The following is a 15,587-nucleotide window of genomic DNA, read 5'->3' as shown; positions in this document are numbered from 1 at the left end:
CTAGGATAGGCCTTAATATTATTCATCTAGCTATTGCTTAATACATCGTTATAACGTTTCTCTATTGAGCGTACACCGATATAGCCCGCTTCATCTTTCGTTGCTGGTACGCCTAAACAACTCATTTTAAGCGTGTTTAACGTATTTCTTTCGCTTATCAGTCGTTTATATCCTACTTCATCAGAATAAGGATATAATACCTCTCTTTTTAGTTTCTCGAAGTCTTTTGATATATGTTGCTTTTCTAATTCAGTGAAGCGGTTATCAATCAAATTTTGGTATAGATATATCTCATATATTTTTGTATTAGTCGGCTCTAATTGTTTAATAAGCGTTATTGCTTCGTTATTAGTTATAAGCGATAACCTAGCTTGTAAATCTTGTCGCTTAATAATTTCAGCATGTGGATTATCGATATCATTCTCTAATGCTTCGCTTTGCATGGTGCATAACTGATTATTGATACTTTGCAACTTACACACTGCAAACGCCTTAAAACCATTCTCTAACTGCTCTATTTTAGGTAATTGCTTATTGTCTATCTCATCAACGCTATGCCCCTGTTTAACCATATCTCTCGTTTGATTAAGAAAAGCCTCTAATTCATTGATGAGTGCTTGATATTTATTATCTTCAAACAGTACACTCCATGCGTCAGCAATAGCTTGATTGCTTTCTTTAGTAATTGTCATAATTCCCTACCTCCGTTTCATTAATAGATTGAATAAACCACATCGCAATTAATAAAATCCCCTCTAATTCATCAAATCGCTTTTAAGCACGTTTACAAGCTCATTTTAAGCATTCAACTATTTTTAATGTTTATTTATCGCATTCAATTATCTTTGCTCTAAATGATAGCTTAAAATAGCAAATAAGTATGTTGTAAATTCAAAATAAAGTCACGGACAAAAAAGTCCGCAACTCTTATCTATGCTTTGAAGTCTTTCAGTCTATAATCTGCTCCGTGCATTTTAATTACTTTTGTATTTTTCATTAGTCGGCTAAATATCTTCGCCATATCTTTCGTAGTAGCTAATTCAGACGCCTCATTATTAGTTGTAATAATGTTGTTCTTTCCTGTTCTCAAATTAGCTACGCCAAACATCTTACTTATGCCGTATGGTGTTAAAGATGTGCCATAGTCATCAATAACAAGTAAGTCTACGTCTTTGATAAGTTGATCTAGCTCTTTTTCTGTGACATCTGATTTTTTGTTATAGGTATCTCTATATGCTGTAATTAGTTCCGTTACGTCAATAAATAAAGCTGTATATCCTTTTTTCTTTACTTCTCTAACTACTGACATCGCTAAATGACTTTTGCCTATTCCAAAACTACCCTGTAATAGTAATGATTGCGGATTGTCTGTATTAAAGTTAGCAGCATATTTCTGAATAGTTTGTTTAGCTTCTAAAAGCTCGGCGTTTGTCGGCTTGTAATTATCAAATTCTGCATTTAATAAATCATCATTTGTTAGTGACTGTTTAAATACATTCTCAATACTTATACGCTTTTGTTTAGCTTTATAGTTTTGAGTACTTTCTTTAGCTTTCTCAATCATGTAGCAATCACACCCGATACGTTCCTCTTGCCCGTTATCAAATTTATAGTAGTCGTATCTATTGCCACATCTTTCACATTTTAAATCGAGTTGTTCATCTACTACGTTATTTCGTAATTTACTTTTTAAAATATCAGTGAGTGTTTTCAAAATAATACCTCCTTAGAACAAATCTTTGTATTGTGAATTATCAAACGTTTCATCTTCGCTATTTAATAGCTTATCTAAGTAACTACTGCTATTTGATTTACTTCGGTTGCTAATAGCTTCTCTTTGCCTTCTACGTGCTTCTATATCTTCGACTGACTTTATTCCGTCTTGATACCAGTTTTTTAAAATACTGTTCACATACGCCCACTTATAGACATTGTTAGTAGCCGCTTCTTTAAGTGCTTCGATAATGATCTTCTCATTACCGTTAAAATCATCTATCCATGCGTTAATTTGTTCAATAATGGTTGGTTGTAAAATACCAAAGCCATTAGTTTGGTAAAAATTAAAAACATTACTACTGGATTGTGACGGTGGTTGTTGTGCAGTGGCATTTATGCCACTACTACTGTTATTCTTCTCTTTGTTATTCTTAATACTGTTATTCTTAGTACCTTTATTTTGTATGCCTACATTTTGTAGCCCTAAGTTTTGTATGCCTACATTTCGTATGCCTACAAATTGACGTGATACGAAATGATGATTAATTGTGTAGATATTTTTACTAAATCCGTTATCTGTTCTTTGTCGTTTTATATCAATAACTTTTTGATTAACTAACTCATCTTTATATTTTCTAAAACGATTTTCGCTGATATTAAGCTCATGACAAATCAAATCTACACTTGGAAATGCTGTATCTTTACCACCAGCATAAGAAGATAGGTAAGAATATATAGCTTTTGCTTCAATACTTAACTTAGGTGTTTTCATCACTTCTTTATAAACTGTTCCGTAGCCACCTGTTACGTCAATTAATCTATCGTTCACTATACTACTCCTTTACTTCATAGAATTTAGGTCTAATTTGTCTTTGCAATTGTTTATCTATATATACATAATTAATTTCTAAGTAGCCTAATTTTCTTAAATGGTTTATTCTGTTTAATATCGTTATTTCATTATGACCGTACAAGCTAGCGAAATATTTATCACTAGCTGTACAATAGCCATACTTATTACTAAATGCTGTTATTTCAGCAAATAACACCCGTTCACTATCTGTTAAGTTATTGTCATATCTCACGTTAGCGGGTAAAATAGAGAAGTAACTAGGTTGTTTACTTGATTGTTTTTTATCGTTCATAGTGTTAACCTTTCACATAGATTTTTAGTTTGTATAACTATCTATCAGCGTTATCAGTTTCGGTTTGGTCGCCAGTTGCTGATAACGTTTCTTTTTTATCTAATTCTTTAAATTTTTCTAATACCTCGTCGAAACGTTGTAAATACATATATAAAAGGTCAGTAATTTGTGATTGATTAATTCGTTGTTCCGAATATCCAATACCATGATTGATATAATCCTCTCTATTACTTAAGTGTGGTTTAGTGAAAAATTTATCCAAATGCCATTGTTGTATTGTTAATACATCTTCTAATTTTTCTTTTAAAACATCTAATTCAAAAACTAAGTCCTTTTCGTCAAAATTCATTCTATTTCCTCCTAATCGCCTCAATTGGAAGCGGATTGTATTATTTGATGTTTCTATCTGTTTGTTTCTTAATTGCTCTCTAAACGTCTTATATGCGTTTGTTTGCTATCTGTTCTTTACTAATCTCATACTTAATTATTGCTATTAGTGAACCTAGTCCATAAAACGCTATTGCGTAATGAAATTCACTATACATACATATAAATATGGTTATTACACTTATATAAATAAGTTCGTTTATAAATCTAAGCATTAATATCGCCCCTTTCATTTCTCTGTCCTAACATTGTATTTATCGTAAATACGTTCACTAACTCTAATACCTAAATTAAAGCGACTGTTAGCCTCTGTTAGTGCTACAACATCATCAAGTATAGTTTGTCTTGCTTCTAACATTGGCGGCGTCATATCGCCTTTCTTAATAGCCTTTTTGAAGCCGTATAGCGTTGAAACTGCTTTATTAGCTATCATATTAGGTTTAATAAAATCCACTGGTTTAACATTGCTATTTGCTTTTTTAACAATCGCCATAGCTTCTTTTTGCTTTTCTTTATCTAACATTCTAAAGGCTTGATAATCTTCTAGGCCTGTGGCTCGGCGTAACTCAACAAGTAAGTCACATATCCAGTCTTGAAACTCTTCCGCTTCGGCTTTATTAGAACGCATGACTAATCTGTAAATACCTTTTTCATTGATAACCGACATATTTTGTTCTCCTCCAAGGGTACGCACTTTATGTGTATCCTTTACATGAGTAGGTAATACTCTCACTGCTGTATGACTATCTCTAAAACCTAATATAGTTGCTACATCACTCGCTACCGCCCAATGTTCCCCGTCTTTTTCTATAAATCTAATTTCATTACCTTTGAAAAGTTGCTTAATCATATAGCACCTCCACAATAATTAATTTCCATTTTTTATTTTCCTTACTTCTTTAATCTCAATATCTAATGCGTCGCAAATTCTTTTAACTGTTAAAAATCCAGGATTTTCATTAATAAGTTCAGCTGATTGAATTGTAGAATTTGATAATCCAGATAGTTTTGAAAGCTGATAACGAGATAAACCTTTTTCTTCTCTTAATTCTTTTAAATTAAGCATTTTATCCTCCTTATTGTATATAACGAAATATCGTTATATACTTATTTCATCCCACTAATATGTGAGGTGATGGCCTTGCTTATGCGAGGTTTTAAATCATCCTGTGGTTTTATAGGTAAGTAAATCTAAATTAAGGCATCGTTTGTTGTGTCTCGCCGTCAATCAAGAGACGTTAACTAGAGTATGCGTACTGTAAGGTAGTAACTTACGGGACGCTAGACTTTGATTGAAAGCTTAAGTACATTACAGGGCTGGGGGCGATACCAGCAAAATCTGTACAGATGGTCGTAGCTTCTAAAACCAAACAAAATTTCCGTAGCACACTCTTTCTACGACAAGGAGTGTGTTTTTTTATCTAATATTTCTATTAACTTATTCACTCGCTTGCGGGCAAGATCTTTTAATATTTTTGACTTTCTAAAAATTGCTCAATTTCTTGGCGGTCATAGTAATAGCTTCGTCCCTGTTTACGTTTAGTAAGTCCTAATCGTTCCCACTCGGTAACGTCACTATGTGTACATCTGTATAACTTTCTTACTTCCGTTTGTGTAAGCCACCGCTTCTGTTGTTGTTCTATCTTTTGCTGTGCGATTTGCTCAGCAAGTTTTAAAATACCGTTTGCTAACTCGATTGAAGCGGCTTCGCTTAATATCGGTGTACTCATTTAGAAGCCTCCCTTTTATCTCAAAATGAGATATTAATAACTAAATAAAAAACAACTCTCTATCAATATTTAATTCGTTTGATAGTACAGTAATTTCATAGTCGTGAAATGAGAACAAACCTTTTTCCTTTGCTTCATACTGTCTTCTATCAATTCCAATTAATTGAGAAACATAGGTAGTTGATAACTCTCTTTTTAACCTTTCTTCTCTTAATCTAACTTTAGGTTTTAAATATTTTTGTTTCAATTCCAATTTTTTTGTAATCATGTTTCAAACCTCCTTGAGCCTATTATCTCAAAGTGAGATATTTATTTCAACACAAAATATTGCAAATTGAGATATTTTTTTCTTTATGCTAGAATTTTAACGAAAGGAATTGAAGAATATGGTAGAAAGACAAAATACATTAGGGACAGTTATCAAAAGCATTAGAAAAGCTAGGCGTATTACCCAAAAAGAATTAAGTAAACTAACAGGTTTTAGTCAAAATACTATATCCAATCATGAAAATGGTAACAGAAAAATTGATTTAAATGATTTACACATTTATGCAGAAAAATTAAATGTTTCTTATAATTTGATTATACGATTTAGTGAAGACTTATTTCATAACGGATATAGTAAAGCTCTCGATCAATTTCAAGATTTCCAAAAGATATATAATTATTTTTTAAAGGCTTATTATAATGAAGCAGATATATATTTTTATTCGATAGATGAATACAAAGAAACACTTGAAATTTTAGACATGTTAAAAAACTCTAATATTGATATAAATTCTGTCAGTTATGAGTATATAAAGAAACTATGTATTGAAATACTACATAAGAACGATAATAATCAAAATAAAAAATCAGAGGCAGTTTCTCTTGAAGAGATAGTGGCATTTAGTACTGATTACATAGAATTTATGAGGAAAGCAGAAACGGATAAAAACAATATAAATGCAGAGGCATTAATTAAAGAAGCAGAGATTTTAAAACAAAAATCTTTAAAAATTAGTGAGCGTCTTTATCATTATCCTAACTATTCATACGAAGCTATAAAAGGTAAACCTATGTATTTAGTTTACAAAGAAACATATCCCAAAAGTTTAGATGAATTTATTGAGCAATTTAAAAATTGTAAATGACTTTTCTCGCTTCTCTTACGAGCAAATACATACTATTACCGCACTGATGAGTAACCACTCTCAAAGGTGCGTTCAATCCAATCAAACGCATGCGGGCAAGTAGAAAGGATTGATTTAAAATGATTAAGAAATATAAAAAGAAAGACGGGACAACAGCTTATATGTTTGTTGCATATTTGGGTGTTGATCCTGTAACTCGTAAGCAGAAGCGGACAACAAGACGAGGCTTCAAAACTGAAAGAGAGGCCAAAATCGAAGAAGCAAAGCTACAAACGGAAATACAAAGCAACGGCTTTTTAAATAATGAAATAACGACTTATAAACAAGTGTATAAATTATGGCTAGAACAATATAAACATACTGTTAGAGAAAGTACATTTGTTAGAGTACAAAATATGTTTAAAAACACTATTCTCAAAGAGTTTGAAAATATGCCTATTAAAAGTATAACGACACCGTACTGTCAAAACACTGTAAATAAGTGGATTGAGAGCTATTCAGATTATAGAAATATAAAAGTGTACGCTGCTAATGTATTAGAATATGCTGTTAGTTTAAAAATCATATCCGAAAACCCTTTTAAATATACTAAATTGCCTAAAAGAAGTAAGGGCAAAGAAAACGAGCATTTGATTTATTATTCTAGCGAGGAATTAAAAGACTTTTTAAAATTAGTAGAAGATGAGCCAATGTATCACGCTATGTTTCGTACCCTAGCGTTTACTGGTATGCGTAGAGGCGAACTCATGGCTTTAACGTGGAATGATATAAATTTCGAAAAACAAACTATCAATATAGATAAGACAGTAACAATCGGCGTTGGTTACAAAGAAATTATACAGCCACCGAAAACAAGTTCCTCAATAAGAGTAGTTAGTATAGATGATCGTACCGCTGCAATATTAAAAGAATGGCGTATAGAACAGCGTAAGTTATCTTTAATGTATGGACATAATACTAGTAATGTAACTCAAAATCTTTTTACTAATGTTACTACTAACCGCAGATTACAAGTACAGCACCCTAACAAAGCACTAGATAAGATATATAAAAAAACGAATTCAAAAAAATTACAGTACACGGCTTTAGGCATACACACTGTTCACTACTATTCGAAGCGGGTTTATCTGTTCAAGAAGTTCAAGACAGATTAGGCCACGGAGATATAAATACCACTATGGATATATACGCTCATATTACAGAAAAGCAACGTGATAAAGTGGCCGAAAAATTCGCTCAATATGTTAGTTTTTAGTATTAACGTATTCAAAACGTATTCAAACTCAAATTAGCAAACAAAATAAAAAGCTAGAAACCGCTTCATATCAACGTTTCTAGCTTCTTATATATGAATTATTTATACTCTGGCACGATTACTCTCCAACCATGCGTATCTTCTAATTTACCACTTTGGATGCCAGTGTATGTGTCATATAATTTTTTAGTAATTTCGCCAGGTTCGTTATTGTTGATGACGATTTCTCTGTCTTCATATTTTAAAGTACCTACTGGTGAAATCACGGCAGCTGTACCTGACCCGAATACTTCAGTCAATTCACCTTTGTCGTATGCTTCAAATAACTCATCGATTGATACTTTACGTTCTTCAACTTCATAGCCTAACTCTTTCGCCAATTCAATGATTGATTTACGTGTAATACCTGGTAAGATACTACCATTTAAAGCAGGTGTAACTAATTTTCCATTTTCAACGAAGAAAATGTTCATACTACCAACTTCTTCAACATATTTTTGTTCTACACCGTCTAACCATAATACTTGATCATAGCCTAAATTATTAGCATTTGTTTGTGCTAATAAACTTGCTGCATAGTTACCTGCTACTTTAGCAAATCCTACGCCACCACGTACGGCACGAACATATTCATCTTCAACGTAAATTTTAGTTGTTTTTAAAGTATCTCCGCCGTAATAAGCACCTGATGGAGATAAAATGATTAATAATTTATATTGATGAGATGCTCTTACACCTAAGATACCTTCAGTGGCAAATACAAATGGACGAATATATAATGATTGTCCTTCGCCTTCAGGTACCCAATCACGTTCAACGTCTACTAATTGTTTTAAACCTTCTAGTAATAATTCCTCATCTACTTTAGGCATCTCTAGACGTGCTAATGAATCATTGATACGTTTGAAGTTTTGATCTGGTCTAAATAATACAACTTCGCCTTCATGTTTATATGCTTTTAAACCTTCAAATACAGCTTGTCCATAATGAAGACCTTGTGCAGCTGGTGAAACTTCAAATGGTGCATAAGGAACAATTTTTAAATCATGCCAACCTTGATCTGCATCATAATCAAAACTTAACATGTAATCTGTGAAGTATTGACCGAATCCTAAATTACCTTCTGGTTTTTCTTTAAGCGCGTCGCGTTGTTCAAATTTTACTTTTTCTGACATGATGAAAGCCTCCTAAATCATTCTAAGTTAATAATAGTATATTAAATTATAGCAATCTCATAATGGTGATTCAATAAATTTTCTAAAAATTCAAACTAAATACCAATTGTAAACCCTTACTTCAAAAATAACATACTTTAATAATGAATTTAAATCCAACTTCGAAATTGAGAATTAGCCACTTAGAAAAATGTAAAATGAATAATAGTACATAGTTGCATGCTCACACACTTACGTAAATAGTTCTAAGATAGATGACGAAGTGTAGTTGTGTAGACTCCTAGTGGAAAAGAAAGTGTCGAGTGACTACAGGCACGAGCCTTTCCCACAGGAAAGCGAAACAACTTAAACGAGTGAATATCTATCTAAGAACTACTTTACAAGACCGCGGTTCGACCCAGCCCCCTAGGCAAGCGTCTCAACTTAAGTGAAATGAAATCCATTTAAGAACTACTTTAGGGACAGCACCCCAGGAACGCGAAGCAACTTATGTGAGTGATTATCTATCCAATAACAATTTTCACAAAAAAAGGCTGGAACATAAATAATATAATGAATCTATTTTGCAAATTCGCAGTAGCTGACTGAACTGAGAAGACGCTTAATTCAAGCTTTTCTCAGTTCTAGTCATCCTTGCGAAGGTGGGCGGGGCCCCAGCAAAGAGAATTTCATCAAGAAATTCTACAAGCAAAGCAAGCTGGGAGTGGACAACGAATTCAAAAGAATTCTGTCCCACTCCCTTTTCACAAAAAACTAGCAGGGTGTTACCACCCTGCTAGCTCAACACATCACACTTTATTTATTTTGTTCTTTTTCTTCAATCGCTTTTAACATTAACTCAGTCATACCAGCTAAATCGTATTTAGGATCAAAGCCCCACTCTTTACGAGAATAGCTTGTATCAATATTATCTGGCCAACTATCTGCAATTGCTTGACGTGCTGGATCCACTTCATAATCTAAAGCAAAATCCGGATAATGTTTTTGGATTTCAGCTTTAATTTCTTCAGGTTCAAAGCTCATTGCGCTTAAGTTATAGCCATTACGCGTAACTAATTTATCTGCATCTGCTTCCATTAATTTAATAATTGCATCAATTGCATCATCCATATACATCATATCCATGTATGTGTCTTTAGCAATATAACTTGTATAACGTCCGCTTCTTACCGCTTCGAAATAGATTTCAACCGCATAGTCCGTCGTACCGCCACCTGGTTCTTTAACATGAGAAATAAGTCCAGGGAATCTCACACTACGCGTATCGACACCAAATTTTGTGAAATAATATTGGCATAATAATTCACCAGCAACTTTATTCACACCATACATTGTAGTTGGTTGTTGGATTGTATTTTGAGGTGTATCTTTCTTAGGTGTTGAATCACCAAACGCACCAATAGAACTTGGTGTGAAGAAATGTAATTCATATGTTCTAGCAGTTTCTAATGCATTCATCAAACCGCCCATATTTAAATCCCATGCTAATAATGGATTTTTCTCAGCAGTTGCTGATAATAAAGCCGCCATATGCATTAACGTATCCGCTTTAAAGTTCTCAACACTCGCCATCATCGCTTCACGATTCGTAACATCCAATACTTCAAACGGTCCATTATTAACCGGTGAGTCCTCTTCCGGTTCTCTAATATCCGTAGCTAAGACATTGTCATTTCCATAAATTTCTCTACATTTTAATACCAGCTCAGTACCAATTTGACCAAGCGCTCCTGTAATAACGATTCTTTCCATAAATAAAAACTCCCTTTGTGTGTTTACCACGAATAATTGTCCTTTTAGGGTGTACATATTCCCTATTTACATGCTTATTATAATATAAAAGCGCTTTCTTGTATACTCAGAAAGTACATTCTTTATTAATCTATTTCTTTTTGAAAAGTCAGAGATTCTTAGGTATCGTAGTGTTTGATTTATTAATCATTTTTAAATTTATCGTAAATAATTGAATGCGTAAGCTTTAAGACGGGTGACTTATGCTAATATAAAAATGTAAATTCCATATAATAAAGGAGGCAAATATGGAGCGATATCTTGTTCCAATCTTAATACTATTTTTTATCGTATTTGGTATCACTATGGGTACAACATATGCTGCTGAATCGGAATCAATCCAATCAAACAACACCACAGCAGTATCACACACAACATCACAAGAAGCACCATCAGTAAATGCTTACTCGACGAATAAGGATACGGCAATAAAATCTGATGCAATTTCACATAATGATGACACCTCATCGTCATCTCAAACGACGCCACATCCTGATGTTGCAACGTCTACAACACAACATACAACTTCAGAGAAGCACAATGCTTCATCTCAGGGTTCTGCCTTTTCAGACGAAAAAGCATTGCCTGAACCGACTACAAATGAAGTTCAATCGTCGCAAGATACTAAGGTAAACACATCATCTTCAACAACTGAAGCTTCTAAGTCAGCACAAGTTACATCGCCAAAGGCATCTACGCCGGCGAAAGCTACCTCATCGCCTGAAGAAGCAACGCAACAACAAAGTCATGATGTTGCTATATCACAACACGCAACACCTGTTTCAAAGCAAGCACTTAAACACAGTGATGCTACTTCAAAGCAAACAGCTATGAAGACGAATGATGTTACTGCGAATAAGAAAGCAACAACAGCTTCTAACAACAAAGATAAACACACAATTTTACATACAAATGATATTCATGGTCGTTTCGTTGAAGAAGATGGTCGTGTCATCGGAATGGCTAAAGTAAAGGGACTCAAAGACAAATATCATCCTGATTTAATGGTTGATTCTGGCGATGCTTTTCAAGGATTACCTGTTTCTAACAACTCTAAAGGTGAGGAAATGGCTAAAGCTATGAATCATGTCGGTTACGATGCGATGACTGTCGGAAATCATGAATTTGACTTTGGCTATGACCAATTACTTAAATTACAGAAACAGTTAAATTTCCCTATCATTTCATCCAATATCTATAAAAATGGTAAACGTATTTTTAATCCTTCTACAATCGTAACTAAAAACAATGTCCGTTATGGTATTGTGGGTGTCACAACACCTGAAACCAAAACTAAAACATCACCTAGCGCAGTTGAAGGTGTAGAATTTAAAGATCCGTTAACCAGTGTCAAACAAGCTATGAATCAAATTAAAAATCATGTAGATATATTCGTTGTCTTATCACACTTAGGTGTGGATAAATCAACACAAGAACGTTGGCGTGGTGATTATTTAATCAAGCAGCTGACGAAAGACCGTTCATTTACACAGTCTATCTTTGTCCTCGATGGCCATTCACATACAGTCATTGATCACGGTCAACACTACGGTGCTAACAATATACTCGCGCAAACAGGAACAGCCCTCGAAAATGTAGGCCGTATTGATTTTAATTTTAAAGATAAGCAAGCAACGAATGTCGAAGCATCATTAATTAATGTCGCTGATGCTGAGCATGTGACACCTGACTCACAAATCGAAGCACAAACTAAGAAAGCAAATGATGCGTTCTTGAAAGCAACATCCACTGTCGTTATCCCTAATAATACAGTGAAGTTAAATGGCGAACGCGCACAAGCACGTACACAAGAAACCAATTTAGGGAATTTAATTACAGACGCTATGGAAGCATATGCCTCTAAACATTTCTCACACCCTTCTGATTTCGCAATCACTAACGGCGGTGGCATACGTGCTTCAATCGACAAAGGTAAAGTTACAGAAAATGATATTATTACTGTATTACCATTCGGAAATTTAATTTCTCAAATTCAAGTTAAGGGCTCAGATGTGTTAAAAGCATTTGAACATAGTTTAAGTGCTGATACTGAAACACAAGACGATAAGAAAGTCTTAGGTGCGAATGGTGGTTTCTTACAAATTTCTGATTCACTAAAAGTATATTACGATATCGACAAAGCATCTGGACAACGTATTAATGCAATTAAAGTATTGAATAAAGAAAATGGTCGCTATGAAGATTTAGACCCTAACCGCACGTATTATGTAACAACAAATGATTTCACGGCTAATCAAGGTGATGGCTATGATATGTTTGGTGGTCAACGTGAAGAAGGCATCTCATTAGATGAAGTTGTCGCGCAATACATTAAAGAAACCGATTTGAGTAAATATGATACAGTTGAACCTGTACGTATTATCAACGGAGAGCCTGAAAGTGCTGAGCAGCCAAATACTGGTGAAGCAACTCAAGATAGTAACAATCATTCAACAGGTCACGCAGGTAGCGGTCAACAAATGCCAAATAATAATACGAATGATGACTCGAAACACAATAGTCATCATGGACAACAACCAGCGCATAAAGATACACATCAAGCCAATGGAAATATCATCGAACTTCCTAACGTAGCTAATGGCGGTCATCAACAAATGCAAGTGCCATTATGTACTAATGGGAAGCATCACCATAATGATGCACAACCAATGGTCATCAACACTAACCATACATCTACACATCATCATTGTGGTTATCCTGTAGCTTCAAATCATTACAACAAAGTGATTCAATTATCAAATCACGCCTTTGAACAGCATGCAGGTGCGTACCATATGATGCATCAGCAAAATCATCACACGAGCAACGCAATTCAAACAATGGCGCTCTATAATGAATCATTAATACAGCTACCTAATACAGGTAATACAGGTGATACATCAGAACATGGTATCGCAATCTTACTTGTTGTAACTGGAACTGGATTGATATATTGTCGTCAACGCAAAAAATCAGCATAATTTGTAATAGATAATAAACCGTGAATGGGACACTAAATGCATTGTCTCACTCACGGTTTGTTGTCTTTATATTAAGATTGTTATGACACCCAACTATTTATCCTGCTTTTCAATCGCTTTTTTATAAAAATAATTAGCAACCACTATATCTACAATAGCAAGGCCAACAGATTTAAAGAGTGTCACTTCTTCATCACTCTCACGTCCTGAAATTTTACCTGCAACAATATCACCAAGTTCGCCATGTAAAGATGCTTGTGTGATAATTCCTTCTTCTTGAGGTACCTTTAAATCGCCTGTTTCTTCCATTGCAGCTTCAGTAGATTCAACCACAATTTTGTTAGCTACCATCATTGATTCAGTAGGTAATTCCTGCATATCTGGTTTGAAAGAGCCTACTGCATTTAAGTGAACACCTGGATGTAAAGTATGAGCATATACGGGATTATTCGAATTTGTAGCAGTTACTACAATGTCCGCTTCTGCCATGGCATCATCCGCTTGATCAAAGACTTTCGTTGCGACATGATATGTTTCCGCTACTTCTTGTGCTAATACTTCCGCATTCGATGTCGTACGACTTGAAAAGTGAATCATATCGATATGTCTCACAGCCATAACAGCTGCAATTAAACCCCTAGCCTGATCACCAGCACCAATGACACATAGCGTTTTAGCATCTTTGCGAGCCAAGTATTGCGTTGCTACGCCTGAAATTGCGCCAGTACGTATTTGTGTTAAATAACTACCATCTAACACAGCAAGCGTTTCTCCCGTCTCATAGTCACTTAAAAGGACTGAACCTGTTATCGTTTTCTTACCCTTTTTAGGGTTATCAGGCGCAAATGTAACGGTTTTGATGCCAACGATTTTAAGATCATCGGATAAAGCTGGCATGACTAAATAGCGATTATCATCATTAAATGGTAGAACATAGCGTAGTGGCGTTTCTGTCTTACCTTCTGAGAATGCTTTTAACGAATTGGCAACTTCATCAATCACTTCTTTCATATCTAGTAATGCTCGTTGATCTTGCTCATTCAAAACTAACATATTAATTCCTCCATCAAATGCTTTGTCGTTATTCATTATTTACCCGTCAAGCCACTCATTTATCATCTTATTATGTAACACTTTTAATTCACGTATGTTGATAGGATGAAAAGGCTAATTTAACTTGCTTAAACTATTCATTTTGATTGAAGCGCTTCGTTTCCCACTTTAATCTACAAGTCCTTCATCATAATAAGTAGCGTGATTATTTAGAAATACACGCAAACTATGATGGTAATATACTAACTTTTCATCCGCTTCTTCGATTGGCAACCAACGTAATGTTGAAATTTCATCTTTCATTTGAATTTCTGTTGTATAATCATGTACTTGTGCTTTAAACATAATAAAAAGCGTATGGACATTCATTTGTGTCGATTTACCTTCATTAATACTAACCACGTCTTTAACTTCAATAGCTAATCCTGTTTCTTCTCTAACTTCACGTTTCAATGCTTCAACTAACGTTTCTCCATACTCAACTTTGCCACCGGGTAGTGACCAGCCACCACCATCTGTATTATGAACGAGTAAAATATTTCCTGCTTCATCTTGTATCAATGCATATACTACTTTTAAATCTTTCATTCATCCAACCTTCATTCATTAGGAATTTCAAATCGACTTACTAAATTACCATTCTTTTTAACATATGGTTCGATTTCATATCCGCCATGTTTTTTAATCACTTTTTGTGAGGCAGTGTTCTTAGGATTTGTAGTCATTAATACTTTGTTTACACCTAATTCTTTTAACAATAGCTTCGCCTCTTGCAACATAAATGAAGCAATGCCATGTCCTCTACGTGACTGACATACGCCGTAACCCACATGTCCGCCAATGTTTACTAAGCGTCGATTTAAGTGATGACGAATATCGACTGCACCAACAATAGCTCCATTTTCAAAGCAAAATAGTGTGGTCGTTGGTACCCAATCATCATCAACCTCTATATTATTTAAATGGTCTACCATGTGCTCAAATGACTCATACTTCGACAAGTCTGTGTTGGAAGGCACTATGGGTTCATCATGAACATACCATTCTTGGAGGTACTTCATTAAAGCAACTTTATCTGAATAGCTTAACTGTCTTAGATTTAGCATTAACACACCACCTTCTAAATTATATGTTAATTTGATATTTCACATTATAAGATGATGAACTATAACATTATTTTACCAAAATAAATATCTCCACCTCATCTATTAACAAGCGACA

Annotated in this window: 16 protein-coding genes and 1 pseudogene; 3 read left to right on the top strand and 14 right to left on the bottom strand. The window is 34.3% G+C overall.

From position 1 onward, the window contains the following. Positions 1-26: 26 nt before the first annotated feature. The 9 genes from AK212_RS11230 to AK212_RS11190 form a co-directional block, all read right to left on the bottom strand. A complete protein-coding gene (locus AK212_RS11230) occupies positions 27-692 on the bottom strand; it encodes a hypothetical protein (protein ID WP_053031068.1) in 666 nt (221 codons plus the stop codon). 239 nt (positions 693-931) lie between these two features. Beyond that, complete coding sequence (locus AK212_RS11225; RefSeq protein WP_053031066.1) at positions 932-1,714, bottom strand: ATP-binding protein; 783 nt, start codon at positions 1,712-1,714, stop codon at positions 932-934. A gap of 12 nt (positions 1,715-1,726) precedes the next feature. Beyond that, positions 1,727-2,545, bottom strand: coding sequence for a DnaD domain protein (locus AK212_RS11220; RefSeq protein WP_053031064.1), 819 nt, complete (start codon positions 2,543-2,545; stop codon positions 1,727-1,729). Positions 2,546-2,549: 4 nt separating this feature from the next. Next, positions 2,550-2,861, bottom strand: coding sequence for a helix-turn-helix domain-containing protein (locus tag AK212_RS11215; protein WP_053031062.1), 312 nt, complete (start codon positions 2,859-2,861; stop codon positions 2,550-2,552). 37 nt (positions 2,862-2,898) lie between these two features. Beyond that, entirely contained in the window at positions 2,899-3,210 is a 312-nt protein-coding gene (tscT, locus tag AK212_RS13220; protein ID WP_080365551.1) for a type II toxin-antitoxin system toxin TscT, read from the bottom strand. Positions 3,211-3,477: 267 nt separating this feature from the next. Further along, positions 3,478-4,098, bottom strand: a complete 621-nt coding sequence (locus tag AK212_RS11205; protein ID WP_053031060.1) for a BRO-N domain-containing protein — start codon at positions 4,096-4,098, stop codon at positions 3,478-3,480. A gap of 18 nt (positions 4,099-4,116) precedes the next feature. Beyond that, the gene (locus tag AK212_RS11200) at positions 4,117-4,314 is read right to left on the bottom strand and encodes a helix-turn-helix domain-containing protein (RefSeq protein WP_053031058.1); all 198 of its coding nucleotides are present in this window, start codon (positions 4,312-4,314) and stop codon (positions 4,117-4,119) included. A gap of 400 nt (positions 4,315-4,714) precedes the next feature. Continuing rightward, positions 4,715-4,978: a helix-turn-helix domain-containing protein gene (locus AK212_RS11195; protein WP_053031056.1), complete on the bottom strand. Its 264-nt coding sequence runs from the start codon at positions 4,976-4,978 to the stop codon at positions 4,715-4,717. 40 nt (positions 4,979-5,018) lie between these two features. Then, positions 5,019-5,246: a hypothetical protein gene (locus tag AK212_RS11190; RefSeq protein ID WP_053031054.1), complete on the bottom strand. Its 228-nt coding sequence runs from the start codon at positions 5,244-5,246 to the stop codon at positions 5,019-5,021. 118 nt (positions 5,247-5,364) lie between these two features. On the opposite strand from AK212_RS11190, the gene AK212_RS11185 reads away from it, so the two are divergent. Both AK212_RS11185 and AK212_RS11180 read left to right on the top strand, forming a co-directional pair. Beyond that, positions 5,365-6,111: a helix-turn-helix domain-containing protein gene (locus tag AK212_RS11185; protein ID WP_053031052.1), complete on the top strand. Its 747-nt coding sequence runs from the start codon at positions 5,365-5,367 to the stop codon at positions 6,109-6,111. Positions 6,112-6,230: 119 nt separating this feature from the next. Continuing rightward, a pseudogene (locus tag AK212_RS11180) lies at positions 6,231-7,366 on the top strand (tyrosine-type recombinase/integrase). A 98-nt stretch (positions 7,367-7,464) separates the two neighbouring features. Here the strand turns inward: AK212_RS11180 and AK212_RS11175 are convergent. Continuing rightward, a complete protein-coding gene (locus AK212_RS11175) occupies positions 7,465-8,541 on the bottom strand; it encodes a branched-chain amino acid aminotransferase (protein WP_053031050.1) in 1,077 nt (358 codons plus the stop codon). 795 nt (positions 8,542-9,336) lie between these two features. After that, entirely contained in the window at positions 9,337-10,293 is a 957-nt protein-coding gene (locus AK212_RS11170) for an L-threonine 3-dehydrogenase (protein WP_053031048.1), read from the bottom strand. A gap of 287 nt (positions 10,294-10,580) precedes the next feature. Between AK212_RS11170 and AK212_RS11165 the strand changes: the two genes are divergently transcribed. After that, on the top strand, positions 10,581-13,313 hold the full coding sequence (locus AK212_RS11165; RefSeq protein ID WP_053031046.1) for a 5'-nucleotidase C-terminal domain-containing protein: 2,733 nt from the start codon (positions 10,581-10,583) through the stop codon (positions 13,311-13,313). Positions 13,314-13,406: 93 nt separating this feature from the next. Here the strand turns inward: AK212_RS11165 and AK212_RS11160 are convergent, their stop codons facing one another. The 3 genes from AK212_RS11160 to AK212_RS11150 form a co-directional block, all read right to left on the bottom strand. Next, positions 13,407-14,366 (bottom strand): ornithine cyclodeaminase family protein, encoded by a 960-nt coding sequence (locus AK212_RS11160; protein ID WP_053031044.1) that lies wholly within the window; start codon positions 14,364-14,366, stop codon positions 13,407-13,409. Positions 14,367-14,534: 168 nt separating this feature from the next. After that, positions 14,535-14,954, bottom strand: coding sequence for an NUDIX hydrolase (locus AK212_RS11155; protein WP_053031042.1), 420 nt, complete (start codon positions 14,952-14,954; stop codon positions 14,535-14,537). 11 nt (positions 14,955-14,965) lie between these two features. Further along, positions 14,966-15,472, bottom strand: a complete 507-nt coding sequence (locus AK212_RS11150) for a GNAT family N-acetyltransferase (RefSeq protein WP_053031040.1) — start codon at positions 15,470-15,472, stop codon at positions 14,966-14,968. Positions 15,473-15,587 lie beyond the last annotated feature (115 nt).

This window comes from Staphylococcus borealis (assembly GCF_001224225.1).
Taxonomy (GTDB): Bacteria; Bacillota; Bacilli; order Staphylococcales; family Staphylococcaceae; genus Staphylococcus; species Staphylococcus borealis.
This window is presented reverse-complemented; position numbering and strand designations above follow the sequence as displayed.

What these genes read in the sequence shown, in the direction of transcription:
- AK212_RS11230 (WP_053031068.1), bottom strand. Translation starts at nt 692, where the DNA reads ATGACAATTACTAAAGAAAGCAATCAAGCTATTGCTGACGCATGGAGT.
- AK212_RS11215 (WP_053031062.1), bottom strand. Translation starts at nt 2,861, where the DNA reads ATGAACGATAAAAAACAATCAAGTAAACAACCTAGTTACTTCTCTATT.
- tscT (WP_080365551.1), bottom strand. Translation starts at nt 3,210, where the DNA reads ATGAATTTTGACGAAAAGGACTTAGTTTTTGAATTAGATGTTTTAAAA.
- AK212_RS11205 (WP_053031060.1), bottom strand. Translation starts at nt 4,098, where the DNA reads ATGATTAAGCAACTTTTCAAAGGTAATGAAATTAGATTTATAGAAAAA.
- AK212_RS11200 (WP_053031058.1), bottom strand. Translation starts at nt 4,314, where the DNA reads ATGCTTAATTTAAAAGAATTAAGAGAAGAAAAAGGTTTATCTCGTTAT.
- AK212_RS11195 (WP_053031056.1), bottom strand. Translation starts at nt 4,978, where the DNA reads ATGAGTACACCGATATTAAGCGAAGCCGCTTCAATCGAGTTAGCAAAC.
- AK212_RS11190 (WP_053031054.1), bottom strand. Translation starts at nt 5,246, where the DNA reads ATGATTACAAAAAAATTGGAATTGAAACAAAAATATTTAAAACCTAAA.
- AK212_RS11185 (WP_053031052.1), top strand. Translation starts at nt 5,365, where the DNA reads ATGGTAGAAAGACAAAATACATTAGGGACAGTTATCAAAAGCATTAGA.
- AK212_RS11175 (WP_053031050.1), bottom strand. Translation starts at nt 8,541, where the DNA reads ATGTCAGAAAAAGTAAAATTTGAACAACGCGACGCGCTTAAAGAAAAA.
- AK212_RS11170 (WP_053031048.1), bottom strand. Translation starts at nt 10,293, where the DNA reads ATGGAAAGAATCGTTATTACAGGAGCGCTTGGTCAAATTGGTACTGAG.
- AK212_RS11165 (WP_053031046.1), top strand. Translation starts at nt 10,581, where the DNA reads ATGGAGCGATATCTTGTTCCAATCTTAATACTATTTTTTATCGTATTT.
- AK212_RS11160 (WP_053031044.1), bottom strand. Translation starts at nt 14,366, where the DNA reads ATGTTAGTTTTGAATGAGCAAGATCAACGAGCATTACTAGATATGAAA.
- AK212_RS11155 (WP_053031042.1), bottom strand. Translation starts at nt 14,954, where the DNA reads ATGAAAGATTTAAAAGTAGTATATGCATTGATACAAGATGAAGCAGGA.
- AK212_RS11150 (WP_053031040.1), bottom strand. Translation starts at nt 15,472, where the DNA reads ATGCTAAATCTAAGACAGTTAAGCTATTCAGATAAAGTTGCTTTAATG.